The 14,624-nt window shown below is 61.5% G+C and carries 10 protein-coding genes; 9 read left to right on the top strand and 1 reads right to left on the bottom strand.

All coding sequences use genetic code 11. From position 1 onward, the window contains the following. Window positions 1-60: 60 nt before the first annotated feature. Window positions 61-549 carry an AAA family ATPase gene (locus J2X71_RS24975; protein ID WP_310386259.1) on the top strand — a complete coding sequence of 163 codons (489 nt, stop codon included), beginning with the start codon at window positions 61-63 and terminating at the stop codon, window positions 547-549. 112 nt (window positions 550-661) lie between these two features. On the opposite strand, the gene J2X71_RS24970 is transcribed toward J2X71_RS24975, so the two are convergent. After that, a complete protein-coding gene (locus J2X71_RS24970; RefSeq protein WP_310386257.1) occupies window positions 662-1,135 on the bottom strand; it encodes an NUDIX domain-containing protein in 474 nt (157 codons plus the stop codon). A gap of 339 nt (window positions 1,136-1,474) precedes the next feature. Between J2X71_RS24970 and J2X71_RS24965 the strand changes: the two genes are divergently transcribed. The 8 genes from J2X71_RS24965 to J2X71_RS24930 all read left to right on the top strand — a co-directional run bounded on the left by J2X71_RS24965 (window position 1,475) and on the right by J2X71_RS24930 (window position 14,483). Beyond that, window positions 1,475-1,705 carry a hypothetical protein gene (locus J2X71_RS24965; protein ID WP_113325709.1) on the top strand — a complete coding sequence of 77 codons (231 nt, stop codon included), beginning with the start codon at window positions 1,475-1,477 and terminating at the stop codon, window positions 1,703-1,705. Between the two features lie 79 nt (window positions 1,706-1,784). After that, entirely contained in the window at window positions 1,785-2,621 is an 837-nt protein-coding gene (locus J2X71_RS24960) for a phosphoribosylglycinamide formyltransferase (protein ID WP_310386255.1), read from the top strand. Window positions 2,622-2,872: 251 nt separating this feature from the next. Beyond that, window positions 2,873-3,403, top strand: a complete 531-nt coding sequence (locus J2X71_RS24955; protein WP_310386253.1) for a dihydrofolate reductase family protein — start codon at window positions 2,873-2,875, stop codon at window positions 3,401-3,403. Between the two features lie 443 nt (window positions 3,404-3,846). Beyond that, the gene (locus tag J2X71_RS24950) at window positions 3,847-9,186 is read left to right on the top strand and encodes a DUF4082 domain-containing protein (protein WP_310386251.1); all 5,340 of its coding nucleotides are present in this window, start codon (window positions 3,847-3,849) and stop codon (window positions 9,184-9,186) included. A gap of 47 nt (window positions 9,187-9,233) precedes the next feature. After that, window positions 9,234-10,466 carry a GTP-binding protein gene (locus J2X71_RS24945; protein WP_310386249.1) on the top strand — a complete coding sequence of 411 codons (1,233 nt, stop codon included), beginning with the start codon at window positions 9,234-9,236 and terminating at the stop codon, window positions 10,464-10,466. 67 nt (window positions 10,467-10,533) lie between these two features. Continuing rightward, complete coding sequence (locus J2X71_RS24940) at window positions 10,534-10,842, top strand: hypothetical protein (protein ID WP_220336956.1); 309 nt, start codon at window positions 10,534-10,536, stop codon at window positions 10,840-10,842. 42 nt (window positions 10,843-10,884) lie between these two features. Beyond that, the gene (locus J2X71_RS24935; protein WP_310386245.1) at window positions 10,885-13,029 is read left to right on the top strand and encodes a peptidase domain-containing ABC transporter; all 2,145 of its coding nucleotides are present in this window, start codon (window positions 10,885-10,887) and stop codon (window positions 13,027-13,029) included. Then, on the top strand, window positions 13,026-14,483 hold the full coding sequence (locus J2X71_RS24930; RefSeq protein ID WP_310386243.1) for an HlyD family type I secretion periplasmic adaptor subunit: 1,458 nt from the start codon (window positions 13,026-13,028) through the stop codon (window positions 14,481-14,483). Before J2X71_RS24935 ends, J2X71_RS24930 begins: the two co-directional genes overlap by 4 nt. The last annotated feature ends 141 nt before the right edge of the window (window positions 14,484-14,624 follow it).

Here is a 14,624-nt window from a genome sequence, read left to right as displayed (position 1 = left end):
GATTTGACAGACACGGCAGTACGGCCCATACCCGAACCACCCTTCTGCGGAGCAGAATGCATGATGGACAGGATTTTCATTGTCGGGAATGGCGGAAGCGGCAAAACTTGGCTGTCCAAACAGTTAGCCGAAAGACTTCATGCCCCGCTTATTCATCTCGACGATCTCCACTGGTTGCCGAATTTTGCGGGAGAACGTCCGCGCCAGGAGCGTGATCGGCTGGTGACCGAGGCCGCGGACGGTAGCAATTGGATCATTGAAGGCCTCTACGGGTCGATCCTCAGGCAAGTCTTCTCGCGTGTAACCACGCTTATCTGGCTCGACGTCTCCGACGACGAGTGCATTTCTAACCTCGTGCAACGAGGCCAAACCGAGGGTGGAACACAGGAACAGTTCGAGGAACTGTTGGAATATACCCGTGGTTACCGCCTCAGAAAGAACCACTTAAATTCCTTCGAAGGCCATCAATGGTTCTTCGAGCAGCATCCGTTTCAAAAGTTTAGGCTGTCGAGCAGGCCAGATATCGCTGCCTTCTTGGCCGAGGTCTGAAGTCGTCGAAATTCAGGATTTTTGTAAATGTGCAAGCGGCGCACCGCTCTTACGATAGCAGCGAGCGTCCGCCGATCCAGAAGCAAACGCGGGCGGGAGGGTGACAGCAAGCTCAGTCCGCCATCTGCACAAAATGCCTCTCGGTCAAATAGCGCCCATCCGCCACCGCATCCCTCACCACCGATGGCCGCAGGTCTGCGCTTGCTAGCGTCGATATCGGCAGCCAATGCTGCTTCAGATGCGTCTCGCGGCTCACGACATCATGCCGGTCCAGCGACACGAGGAAATAATGTTCGGCCTGCTGGATGAGCTGGCCGCGATAGCGAAAATGGTTTTCGACGCAGAAGAGGTATCGCGCCTCTCTCACCCTGGCGTTCGTCTCTTCCTCGAATTCCTTGCGCAGCCGCGTCTCGAACGTATCGCCGGTCTCATATTCGCCGCCGATGAAGGCGTAGCAGGAGGATGGGTCGTCGGCGGGCTGCTGGACCAACACCTTTCCATCCTCCACCACGATGCCCGCAACCCTGATCCTCGGTATCTGCCTCATCGCTACGGCCTGAAAGAACCGGTCCTGACTGGTTTCCACGATTTCCCCTCCAGGCCGGTCGAGCCCATCTCAGCAGGCATCGCGCACCATCAAATCCATGACATAAATCCATTATAAGCTACTGTGCCATTCCCGCGCAGGCCAAGTTGCATACCAGTGAAACTCCCCGGCAGGATAGCCCGAATGATGGCATCCTCAAGATAAAATCTACCTGAACGGCTTAGCCCAATTCTTGCAATCATCAGGGGTGGTGCGGGCATTATTGTCGCGATAATATCAACCAGATCTGCGGGTGGGCCGGACCTGTAACCTCGACTTGGAACTTGTTGAAGGCCCAACGTATTGTTTAGCGTTGTTCTATCGATCGAGGAATAAAAAATGTCTTCTGAGTCCACGCGTCTCACATCCGAGGCAATGACACTATCGGCCGCCGCCGTTCTGAACTCACTCATCTCCGTGCTTGGCAATAAGGGTCTGCTTTCTCCCGAAGAAGAGCGGGAAGTCTATCGCACCGCCGCTGAGATGATCGACGAAGCCTCCGGCGACGACGAGGATGGAACCTACGAACTGGCGCGTGAGCTGATCGAACTCAGGCTTGCCGATACCTAGAGCAAGTCCGTTTTCTCCGGGCCGTGGAGATGCTCTACTCCTCCTGATCATGCGAGCGCTTGAGCAGTCGAAGCATTGCATGGTGAAAGACGGCGCGCTCCTCGGCCTTCCAGTCATTCGTCAGTTGCTCGAACACCTCTTCCGTAAACGCTGTGCGCTCACGCCTGGGCGGAATAACTTCGGATTCGGTAACAAATGCCATCCAGCCGTACAGCACTATGGCAACGATGCGCCAGCACCGGTCATTGAAAATCTGACGTCGTTACCGTTAGAAGGACTTTTGTATGGCAGGGACATCAAAAAGTACGGTTTTCAAATGGGTCGGCTTCGAATTGCGTTTCTTGCGTCAAACAACGGCTCTTCCTTCCGTGCCGTTAATGAGGCCATTCAATCGAAGCTTCTGGACGCAAAGCCGGTCGTATTGATTAGCAACAAGGCTGACACGTCCGCACTCGATTACGCCCAGGAGAACGGCATCCCATCCGTTTACATCCCGACGAAGGACATTGAAGACGCGGCCGACAGGCGACTTCGGGAAACGCTTCTTGAGCACCACGCTGAACTAATTGTTTTATCTGGCTATCTCAGAAAACTAGGCCCGCTCACGTTAGATGCCTTCGATGGAAGAATATTGAATGTCCATCCTGGTCTGCTGCCTAAATATGGCGGATTGGGAATGTACGGACGCAAGGTCCACCAAGCTGTTCTCGACAACGAAGAGGCTTCAACAGGTGCGACGATTCACCTTGTGGATGGCGAGTACGATCACGGTCGAACCATTGCCGCCACAATTGTTCCAATCGGTCCATCGGACGATGTGACCTCACTGGAGCGACGTGTTATGAGCGCGGAATGCGACCTCTTTATAGACATCGTACGTCGCATAATTCAGGGCGAACTGCATCTCCCGCTATAGCTCATTCCTCCACTTCGAACCGTCGGCAGTCATTGGTGACGTTTGCTGAGATATGGACCGGAAGTCCTATGGCATCGCGCTGAGATCAGGCTCCAGCGATCCCTGCGGCCCTGGAGTAAGGTTGATCGAGCGTTAGTGTTCATGCGCATTCCCGAAACCGATTGCGATTTAAAACCGGTCGAGCTATCCTTCCCCTGAATGCGCGATGCAACCAGAAGCACGCGCGCGGTGCCCAGGAGGAGGAAGAGGAAATGGCCAAGCTTGTATTCGGATTGAACGTGTCGCTGGACGGTTACATAGACCATGACGCATTCATGCCCGGTCCCGTGCTCTTCCGTCACTTCATCGAGAGCGTGCGCGGCGCGGCAGCCATCGTCTACGGTCGCCGCATGTACGAGCTCATGCGCTATTGGGACGAAGATCATGCGGACTGGGAGCCAGCGGGAGGTGAGTTCGCGGCGGCGTGGCGGGGCCAGCAGAAGTGGGTCGTATCGCGCTCGCTGACATCAGTCGGCCCCAATGCCACGCTTGTCGAGGGCGACCTCGAAACTGTCATACGCGGGCTGAAGGACACGCTTACCGGGGAGGTCGGCGTTGGCGGATCGGACCTGGCGCGTAGCCTGACGGAGCTTGGTCTCATCGATGAATATCAGCTCTACTTCCATCCCGTCGTGCTCGGCCACGGCACGCCATTCTTCACAGCGCCCCGGCCGCGGCTTCGCCTGGTGGCCAGCGATCGTATCGACGAGGACGTGATCAGGCTGACCTACGTTCCGGCCTGAGGCTAGGCGCGCGCCTGTCGCCGCAGTCTCCTGGCACGTCATCGAAAAGCCCGTCCTGTCGCTGAGGCGCTTTGCGCTGGCGGGCAGGGTGCCCGGCGCCGGGGAAGGCCGGGCGACGATGGCGTCGGCGGCGGCCCTGGAAGGGCGAGCCGGTAGCGGCGGCCACAGGGGCACGCTGGGCCTACGGGCATGCGGCTCCCGAGCGATTCCGCGCAACAGCCCTCCCGAACCTGTACCTCCTCTCAACCTTCACAGGCGAACCGGCTGCCATGCCAGTCGGGCATGCCGAGGGGTCATCATATGGGCGTAGGGGGCACCACCCGCATACCGCGGATTGCTGTCGTTCGTTCCCGTGCGAAAGCTGCCAGAATGCATGTCTTGAAATGCTGCTTCATGGGGCCGGTTGAGGGGCAGGTCCAGGAGGCGGGTGGACGGGAAGGGGGATGCCGCTTATGCGGAGAATTCGCGTTAGTAACCTTGAGTATCTGAGTACATTTGGTGGAGCGTTGAGTATCTGTCGTGCACCCTCAGCCTGGAGCGCAGTGCTGGGAACCGCGACGGTTGTGTCATCAGCGAGTACCGATGGTTCCCTAAGCTTTGCCAGTCAGCGCAGCTTCGCCACTCCCGACGGCGCCGCCGTCCCGTCCTCCTTCGCAAGTCCGTCTTCCTTTCTCGGGAATATCATGCAGCCTGCCGCGCTGATCTCATCGGGCGGCGTGCAGACTGCCTCGATACCGCCGACGGCGATATCAGCGCCTTCGGGCGACGGCGGCACGCAGGATACGTCCACCAAGACGGCGTCGATCCTCCCGGCGCTGCAGACGACGACCACGACAACAGAGCGGACCGTGCTCGGCCCGGACCCGTACCAGGAAGCCGCGACGCTGCCGTCGGCGCCCGTGCTGACGGGCATTACCAGCGATGCCGGCACGGCAGGCCCTACCACGTCTCCGACCGATCCTGCCGCCGGTTCCGGCACGACGTCGTTACTCCTTCAGACCTCGATAGCCTCCATCTCCGTGCAGCCGAGCGAGAGCGTTTCCGCCGAGACCCCCGTGGGATCGGTGGCGCTCGCAGCGCCGGCCGCTGCGGCTGCTGCTGCGCCGACGCTCAACAAGATCGCGCTCGAGAACATGAAGCAGGGCAACCCCATCAGCGAATGGGGACTGGAGGGCGATGGCAACGGCACCATCCAGGGCTTTGCCACCGAAATCAGCACCAATATCGGCCAGACGGTCGATTTCAAGATCGCCACGGATTCCACCCATTACCGCATCGATATCTATCGCATGGGCTATTATGGCGGGGCCGGCGCGCGCAAGGTGGACTCGATCGAGAATTCGCTGACCACGGCGCAGATCCAGCCGCACCCGATCGTCGACATGTCGCTCGGTCTCATCGATTGCGGCAACTGGTCGGTATCGGCCAGCTGGCAGATCCCTGGCGATGCCGTCTCGGGCGTCTATTTCGCCAAGCTGGTGCGCGAGGACGGCACCGAGGATGCAAGCATCATCCCGTTCGTCGTGCGCGACGATGCCTCGACCAGCAATATCGTCTTCCAGACCTCGGATACGACATGGCAGGCCTATAATGCCTGGGGCGGCGCCAGCCTCTATTATGGCGAAGTGCCGGTCGATCCCGCCGACATGATCGGCTACCTGCCGCCAAACTGCAGCTGCGGCCTGCAGGCCATCGGCCGCGCCTCGGCGGTCAGCTATAACAGGCCGATCATCACCAATACGAGCCCGATCGGCGGTTCGCACGATTACATTTTCGGCGTCGAATCCTCCGCCATCTCGTGGCTGGAGCAGAACGGCTACGACGTGTCCTATATCTCGGGCGTCGATGCGACGCGCAACGGCGCGCTGCTGCTCAACCACGATGCCTATCTCTCCGTCGGCCATGACGAATACTGGTCTGCCGAACAGCGCGCCAATGTCGAGGCAGCCCGCGACTCCGGCGTCAACCTCGCCTTCTGGAGCGGCAACGAATGCTACTGGAAGGTTCGCTGGGAGAGCAGCATCGACGGCAGCGGCCAAGCCTACCGCACCATGGTCTGCTACAAGGAAACCTGGGGCACGAGCTCGGATCCGAGCGGTGTCGGCACCGGCACCTGGCGCGATCCGCGCTATGCCGATCCGGGGCAGGAGCCGGAAAATTCGCTGACGGGCACGATGTTCCAGGTGGACAGCTACCGCCAGGATACGATCTCCATCCCCTACGACTATTCGAACCTGCGCTTCTGGCGCAATACCGATGTCTCGCAGCTGAATGAAGGCGATACCTACAATCTGGTGCAGAACCTGCTCGGCTACGAGTGGGATTCCGATGTCGAGAACGGTTTCCGGCCGGATGGTCTCGTCAACCTGTCGCTCTCGTCCATCTCGGTGGAAACCTATCTGCGCGATTACGGCGCGACGGTCGGTTCCGCCGTCGCCACCCACAGCCTCACCATGTACCGGGCCGCAAGCGGCGCGCTCGTCTTCGGCGCCGGCACCGTCTTCTGGTCCTGGGGGCTCAGTGACAACCACCAGGGCCCGACTACCTCGACCGATCGCAACGTCCAGCAGGCGATGGTCAACATGTTCGCCGACATGGGCATCCAGCCGACCACGCTCGATGCGAGCCTGATCCTCGCGACCCAATCGACCGACATACTGAAGCCGACCTCGTCGATCTCGTCGCCCATCATCGGAGCAAGCTTCCTCGAAGGCCAGCACGTCACGATCACGGGCACGGCGCAGGATTTCGGCGGCGGCATCATTGCCGGCGTGGAAGTCTCCACCGATGGCGGCCAGCACTGGTTCAAGGCCACCGGCCGGGAGAGCTGGAGCTATAACTGGGTCGTCCAGGCAAGCGGCACTTACACCGTCATGTCACGCGCCGTCGATGACAGCGTCAATCTGGAGGCGCCATCGGCCGGCAAGCAGGTCACCGTCACGCTGCCCGGCACGCAGGGCCTGTGGACGCTGGCGGAAAAGCCGGCGACCGAAGTGGCGATCGATCGCGATCCGGTCGAACTCGGCCTGCGCTTCCAGGCAACGACCGCAGGTTCCGTGCAGGGCATCCGCTTCTACAAGGGCTTCTACAATATCGGCGATCATGTCGTCAGCCTCTGGTCCAGCGACGGGACGCTGCTGGCAACGGGCGTATCGACGAATGAATCGCTCTCCGGCTGGCAGACGGTGATGTTCTCCTCGCCGATCCAGATTGCGGCCGGCACGACCTATGTGGCCTCCTATCACAGCAACGGCTTCTACTCCGTCACCGACAATTATTTCGGTAGCGGCAGCACCTATGCCAGCGGCGCGCTGAAAGCCGTCGATGGCGGCGGGGTCTATGCCTATAGCGACAATGCCGGCACATTCCCCGGCCTCAGCCCCGGCGGGTCCAACTATTGGGTGGACGTGGTCTTCGATGCCGGGCCGAACAGCATACCGGTTGCCGGCGACGACAGCGGCCTGACGATTTCGCGCAACGGCACGCTGACGATCTCCATCGCCACGCTTCTGGCAAACGATACCGATGCCAATGGCGATGCGCTGACGATCAACGCCGTCGGCAATGCGCTCAACGGCACTGTTACCCTCAACAAGCAGAACGGCACGATCATCTTCACGCCGGCTGCCAATTATTCCGGTCCGGCAAGCTTCAGCTATACGCTGTCGGATGGACGCGGCGGCACGGATCAGGCCAATGTCAGCCTCACCGTCGATCCGGGCCCGGCCGGCCAGTCGCTGTTTGCCGCCAATGAGGGGCCGACGGGCGGCAGCATCCAGGAAAATTCGCCGCTCGAACTCGGCATGAAATTCACGGCCTCGGTGAGCGGCACAATCACCGGTATCCGCTTCTACAAGGCTGCCGGCGATACCGGGCCGCATACCGGCTCGATCTGGTCGGCGAGCGGCACGCTGCTTGCGACGATCAGCTTTGCGGATGAATCGGCCTCCGGCTGGCAGACCGCGGCATTCTCCAACCCGCTGCAGATCACGGCTGGCACGACCTATGTCGCCTCCTACCACACGACCGGCAGCTATGTGGCGACATCGGGCTATTTCAACTCGGCCCATACCAACGGCGCGCTGACGGGCCTTGCAGGCGCCAACGGCGTCTATTCCTACGGATCGGGCACGACATTCCCGACGTCCAGCTACCAGTCGTCGAACTATTGGGTGGATGTTGTCTTCAATCAGTCGACGACCAACACGGCGCCGGTCGCCGCCAATGACAATGGCTATACGACCTATTCCAACACCGCGCTTTCGATTGCCGCAGCAAGCCTGCTTGCCAACGACCATGATGCCGATGGCGATCCACTCTCGATCACCGGTGCCAGCGGCGGGGTGAACGGCACGGTCACCTTCAACAGCCAGACGAACAGCGTCACCTTCACGCCTGTTACCGGCTATACGGGTGTCGCAAGCTTCACCTATTCGATCTCGGACGGGCATGGCGGCACGTCGTCCGCCACCGTCAACCTCACGGTCAATTCGCAGCCCGGCGGCGGCACGACGACGAGCCTGTTTACCGGCGCCGATACGTCGGGTGTTACTGCCGCCAATGACGCCAACTCGGTCGAACTCGGCGTCAAGTTCATCGCTTCCGCCAATGGCCAGATCACCGGGCTCACCTATTACAAGAGCGCCCAGGATACCGGCACGCATGTCGGCTCGCTCTGGACGGCGAGCGGCCAACTCCTTGGGCAGGCAACTTTCATCAACGAGACGGCGAGTGGCTGGCAGACGGTTTCCTTCACCCAGCCGATCAACATCACCGCCGGCACCACCTATGTGGCGAGCTACCATTCCAACGGCTTCTATTCGGCAACCGCGAACTACTTCACGACAGACTATACGAGCGGTGCTCTGACGGCGCCAGCAAGCACGGTCAGCGGCGGCAACGGCGTCTATGCCTATGGCACGGGCAGCCTGTTCCCGACCTCTTCCTACAATGCCAGCAATTACTGGGTCGACGTGCTTTATAAGCAGGGCGCGCAGAATACGGCTCCGGTCGCCGCCAATGACAGCGGCTTTACGACAAACACAGGCACGCCTGTTACCATCCAGGCCTCGGCACTCACTGCCAATGACAGCGATGCCGATGGCAATACGATCTCGATCACCGGGGTCAGCGGTGCGGTCAACGGCACGGTTTCCTTCGACAGCCAGGCGCAGACCGTCACTTTCACGCCGACGGCGGGATATTCGGGGCCGGCGAGCTTCAGCTATGCCATTGCCGACGGGCAGGGCGGCACGGCATCAGCTGAAGTTTCGCTCGCTGTCAACAACCCGGCTGCAGGACCGGAGCAGAACGTCTTTGCCGCCAATGCGACACCCTCGGTCATCTCTGTCAACGACAATCAGCCGGTCAATCTCGGCATGAAATTCCAGGCCGATACGGCAGGCTGGATCACCGGCATCCGCTTCTACAAGGGGGCCGACAATACAGGCCCGCACAACGGCTATCTGTGGACGGCATCGGGCACTCTGCTCGGCAGCGTCACCTTCAACAACGAGACGGCCAGCGGCTGGCAGACCGCGCAGCTTACCCAGCAGGTCGCGATCCAGGCGGATACGACCTACGTCGTTTCCTACTCGACCAACGGCAACTACTCGGCAACAGGCAATTACTTCGGCAGCGAGGTGACGAACGGCGACCTCAAGGCGCTTGCCGGCAATAACGGCGTCTATGCCTACGGATCGGGCGGGCTGTTCCCGACGAGCAGTTACAACAGCACAAACTACTATGTGGACGTGGCGTTCAAACCGCAGCTCGCGGCGTAAAGCCTGCGAGGATGTAAGGCCAAGCACCGTAAAGGATGATCATATCGATGATGCGTGCAGACAACAGATTGCCGGTTACGGTTCTCGCCGGGTTTCTCGGCGCCGGCAAGACGACTGTCCTCAATCATGTACTGAGTAATCGTGAGGGTCGTCGGGTTGCTGTCATCGTCAACGATATGAGCGAGGTCAACATCGATGCGGACCTCGTGCGCGAGGGGGGTGCAGACCTCTCGCGCACGGACGAGACGCTGGTGGAGCTCACCAATGGATGCATCTGTTGCACGCTCCGCGACGATCTCCTGAGCGAGGTACGCCGGCTCTCCGCCGCCGGCCGTTTCGATTATCTGATGATCGAGGGCACCGGCATTGCCGAGCCGCTGCCGGTCGCAGCCACCTTCTCCTTCCGCAACGAGAGCGGGGCAGCACTCTGCGACGTGGCAAGGCTCGACACGATGGTCTGCGTCGTCGATGCGGTCAATCTTCTCGCCGATTACCAGAGCGCCGAGTTCCTTGCCGATCGCGGCGAAAGGCGTGACGGGGACGATGAGCGCAAGCTCGTCGAACTTCTCGTCGAGCAGATCGAATTTTCCGACGTCGTCATCATCAACAAGGCAGGCGAGGTGCCGCCCGCAATGCTCGCCGAGGTTCGCCAGGTCGTGGCGGCGCTCAATCCGGATGCCCGCGTCATCGAGGCGGTCTTCGGCCAGGTGCCGCTTGGCGCGATCATGGATACCGGCCTCTTCAGCGAGGCGAAGGCTGCTCGCCATCCGCTCTGGCACAAGGAGCTCTTCGGCTGGGGCGACCATGTGCCGGAGACCGAGGAATACGGCATTGCAAGCTTCGTCTATCGCAGCCGCCGGCCTTTCGATCCCGCGCGGCTCAGCGATTTCCTCGACAGGAAATGGCCAGGCCTCATCCGCGCAAAGGGCCATTTCTGGCTGGCGACAAGGCCTGATGAGATCGGCCTGCTGTCCATTGCCGGCACGCAATGCCGCATCGATACCAGGGGTTTCTGGTGGGCATCCGTGCCGAGGGCGCAATGGCCGCGTTATCCGCAGTTCCGCCAGCTGATCGACCGGCATTGGGACGATGTCTGGGGCGACCGCCGCCAAGAGCTCGTGTTCATCGGTTCCGGCTTCGACAGGCACGCCATCTGCAGCGCGCTCGACGATTGCCTGGCCGGGGAGGAGACGGGTTTCGACCCGGAGATTGCCACCGGGCTTCGGGATCCGTTTCCGCCATGGCAGCACGCACATATGCATGCGCATTCAAAGAGTTAGAGCGTCCTAATGGACGTAAGACGCCCTAAGGTGAACGTGTTTTGATTATCAACCAGAGGAGAGAACAATGAGCAGCGAACTTTATGCAGACGGTATCGGCGAAATCACCATCACGGGCACGATCGTGCGCATCGACCTGATGTCGCTGTCGGCGACCGACCGCGATGCCAACAACAATCCGAAGCCGGTCTTCCGCCAGCGCATCATCATGCCGGTCGACGCCTTCGCCAATGCGGTCGATCTCATGCAGAAGGCGCTTGGCGGCCTGGTCGAGGCGGGTGCGGTTCGCCGGATCGGCGATATGTCGGCTGCCGCGGCCGCCGATATCCAGGCGGCGCAGGCCGGCGCTTCGAACGCTTCGCCGAACTTCAACTGATCAACAAATATCGCCTCGGTCTCGTATTGTTTCGGGTGGGCCATGAGTGGTTTTCTGCATACCAACCTGCATTGTCTTGCGCTCGTCGCACGTCATCACGGCGTCGATCTTTCTCCTGAGCGGCTGCAGCACGATTATGCTGTCGGCAACGATCCCGTTGCCGTGCGGCAGCTCTTGCGCATGGCAAAGGATGCGGGCCTGAGGGCCAAGCATCTCGATCTCAACTGGCGAAGCCTGTTCCAGCTCGGCGAGGCCTTCCCGGTGCTGGCCGAACTCAACAACGGCAACTGGGTGGTCATCGCCGGCGCTGTCGGGGAGGGCGAGGAGGAGAGAATCCGGGTTCTCGACCCACTTTCCTCGCGCGCCGAGGTGATCATGCTCAGCGAAGAGCAATTCGCCAGGGCCTGGCTCGGATCGGCGATCCTGCTGAAGCGTAATTATCGCATGTCCGATGAGGACCGGCCCTTCGGCTTCCGCTGGTTCGTCCCTGAGATCATCAAGCAGCGAAGCTTCTTCCGCGATGTCGCGCTCGCCGCCTTCGTGCTCTACGGCCTGGGGCTGATGACGCCGATCTTCTTCCAGCTCGTCATCGACAAGGTGCTCGTGCACCAGAGCTATGCGACGCTGACGGTTCTGACCGTCGGTATCGGGATCGCGCTGATCTTCGATGCGACCTTCAGCTTCCTGCGCCGCTATCTGCTGCTCTACGCCACGAACAGGATCGACATCCGCGTCGCCACCCGCACTTTCGGCCATCTGCTCAACCTGCCGATCGCGCTCTTCGAGCAGGCCTCGGCCGGCGTTCTCGTCAAGCATATGCAGCAGACGGGGCGCATCCGCGAATTCCTGACCGGCCGGCTGTTCCTGACGCTTCTCGATGGTGTCTCGCTCTTCGTCTTCGTGCCGATCCTGCTTCTCTACAGCGTCAAGCTGACGCTCGTGGTGCTCGGTTTCGCAGCCCTTGTCGGCATCGTGGTGATGATGCTCGTCGGGCCGTTCCAGCGCCGCCTGAAGGCGCTCTACCAGGCCGAAGGCGACCGGCAGGCCCTACTGGTGGAAACCGTGCATGGCATGCGCACCGTCAAGTCGTTGGCGCTGGAGCCGCGCCAGCGCAAGGTATGGGACGATTATTCGGCCCAGTCGATCTCCGTGCGTTTCCGCGTCGAGAAGATCTCGACCATCGCCCAGTCGCTGACGGGACTTCTGGAAAAGCTGATGAGCGTTGCGATCATCGGTCTTGGCGCGCTCGATGTCTTCAGCGGCGCGATGACGATCGGTGCGCTGGTTGCCTTCAACATGCTCGCCGGCCGCGTCTCGGGGCCGCTCGTGCAGATCGTCACCATGGTGCATGAATATCAGGAAGTGGCTCTCTCCGTGCGCATGCTCGGCGAGATCATGAACCAGCGGCCGGAGCAGGCGGGCCGCGGGCGTGGCGTCAGGCCGCATCTGCATGGCCGCATCGAATTCGACAGGGTCAGCTTCCGCTATGCGCCTGATGCGGCGCCGGCGCTCGACAATGTCTCCTTCGCCATTCCGGCAGGCTGCGTCTTCGGCGTGGTCGGCAAGAGCGGCTCGGGCAAGACGACGATCACAAGGCTCATCCAGGGGCTCTACCAGAGCCAGGAGGGGCTGGTGCGCATGGACGGCTATGACAGCCGCGAGATCGACCTCGTGCATCTTCGAACCAGCATCGGCGTCGTGCTGCAGGATAATTTCCTGTTCCGCGGCTCGGTACGCGACAATATTGCCGCCGCCAAGCCCGATGCCAGCATCGAGGAGATCATGGAGGTCGCCCGCATTGCCGGCGCCGAAGAGTTCATCGAGCGCCTGCCGCGCGGCTTCGACACGATGCTGGAGGAAAATGGCTCCAACCTCTCGGGCGGCCAGAAGCAGCGGCTTGCCATTGCCCGCGCGCTGATCACCGATCCGAGGCTGCTGATCTTCGATGAGGCCACAAGCGCGCTCGACCCGGACAGCGAGGCGATCATCCGCGACAATCTCAGCCGCATCGCTGCCGGCCGCACTGTTATCATCGTCTCGCACCGGCTTTCGACGCTCGTCGATGCCGATGCCATTCTCGTCATCGATCGCGGCAAGGTCGCCGATATCGGCCGGCACGATCAGCTCGTGTCGCGCTGCATGACCTACCGCCACCTCTGGGCACAGCAGATGAGGCAGGTCGCATGAACGCGCACGTCAGAAAATCCGACGAAAACATGCCAGTTCCTTCAGACAAGGGCCCTTCAGGCAAGGGGCCATCAGACAAGGGCCCGGAGAAGGGCAGGGAACTCACTGCTCGCCCGCCGCTGCCGCCGGCAATTGCCGAATTCCAGTCCGACGCCGTCGAGCTTGAAGAACGCGCGCCGCCGCGCGTTGCCCGCATGACGCTCTACTGCGTCACGGCGCTGCTTGCCGCAGCGATCACCTGGGCCTCGGTCTCCTCCATCGACGAGGTGGTGATTGCGCCGGGCAAGCTCGTCACCACGCAGCCGACCATCGTCGTCCAGCCGCTCGAAACCTCGATCATCCGCACGATCGACGTGAAGGCCGGCGAGGTGGTGCGTGCCGGCCAGACGCTGGCGACGCTCGACGCCACCTTCAGCCAGGCCGATGTCGGGCAGCTGAGGGCGAAATTTTCCGCCCTCGACGCCCAGGTGAAGCGCCTGGAGGCCGAGCTTGCCGGCGAGGATTATTCGAAGATTGCCGGCAACACGAAGGATGAGCAGCTGCAAGTGCAGCTCTTCGGCCAGCGGCGGGCCTTCTACATGGCGCAGCTGCAGAATTTCGAACAGCAGATCGCCGGCCAGTCGTCCGTGCTTGCGGCAAACCGCAATCAGGAGGCCGTGCTGAACGACCGGCGCGACAATCTCTCGCAGATCGAGGCCACGCGAAAGAAACTCTATGACAAGGAAAGCGGCTCGCTTCTCACCATGCTCGGCTCGCGCGACGCCCGCCTCGATGTCGAGGCCGATATCACCGCCGTGCGCGGCAAGGCCGACGAGGCAGTCCACGCCTATGCGAAACTGCGCGCCGACCGCCAGGCCTTCATCGAGGATTTCCGCCGCGCCGCGATGGAGCAGCTGGTGGACCTGCGCGGCCAGCGTGACATGGCGGGCGAAGAGCAGAAGAAGATGGAGCTTCGCCGCAACATGGTGGCGCTGACCGCACCGGCAGACGCCGTCGTGCTCGATCTCGCCCAGCGCTCGGTCGGTTCCGTCGTGCGCGAGGCCGAGCCGGTGGTGACGCTGGTGCCGATCAACGTGCCGCTCGAAGCCGAAGTCTCGATCAATACCCGCGACATCGGCCGCATCGCCGTCGGCAAGGAAGCCCGCATCAAGCTCGACGCCTATCCCTTCCAGAAATACGGCACAGCAACGGGCGAAGTGCGAACGATCAGCGAGGACACCTTCCTCACCGGCCAGCCGGAACAGACCGCCACCCCGAGCCAGCCATCCGCCCCCTTCTTCAAGGCGCGCATTCTGCTGGCCGATACAAGGCTGAATGCTGCCGGAGCGCCGGTAAGATTGCTGCCGGGCATGACCGTGTCGACGGAGATCAAGGTCGGCCAACGGACGGTGATCTCCTATTTCCTCTATCCGCTGCTGCGCGGGCTGGATGATGCGATACGCGAACCGAATTGAGGGGTCCGCCGGCGAGGTGTAGGCGAGGGGCCTCCTACGCACGCCAGGGGATGGGGGTGGCGCCGAGGCTTTCGGCGGCCGCCCCCAGACCTTTTTTGTGGGGGCCGGTATTTAGATCCGCGAGGTTGGAGGGAGAAGCGG

The organism is Rhizobium sp. 1399 (assembly GCF_031455475.1).
In the GTDB taxonomy this organism is placed as follows: Bacteria; Pseudomonadota; Alphaproteobacteria; order Rhizobiales; family Rhizobiaceae; genus Rhizobium.
This window is presented reverse-complemented; position numbering and strand designations above follow the sequence as displayed.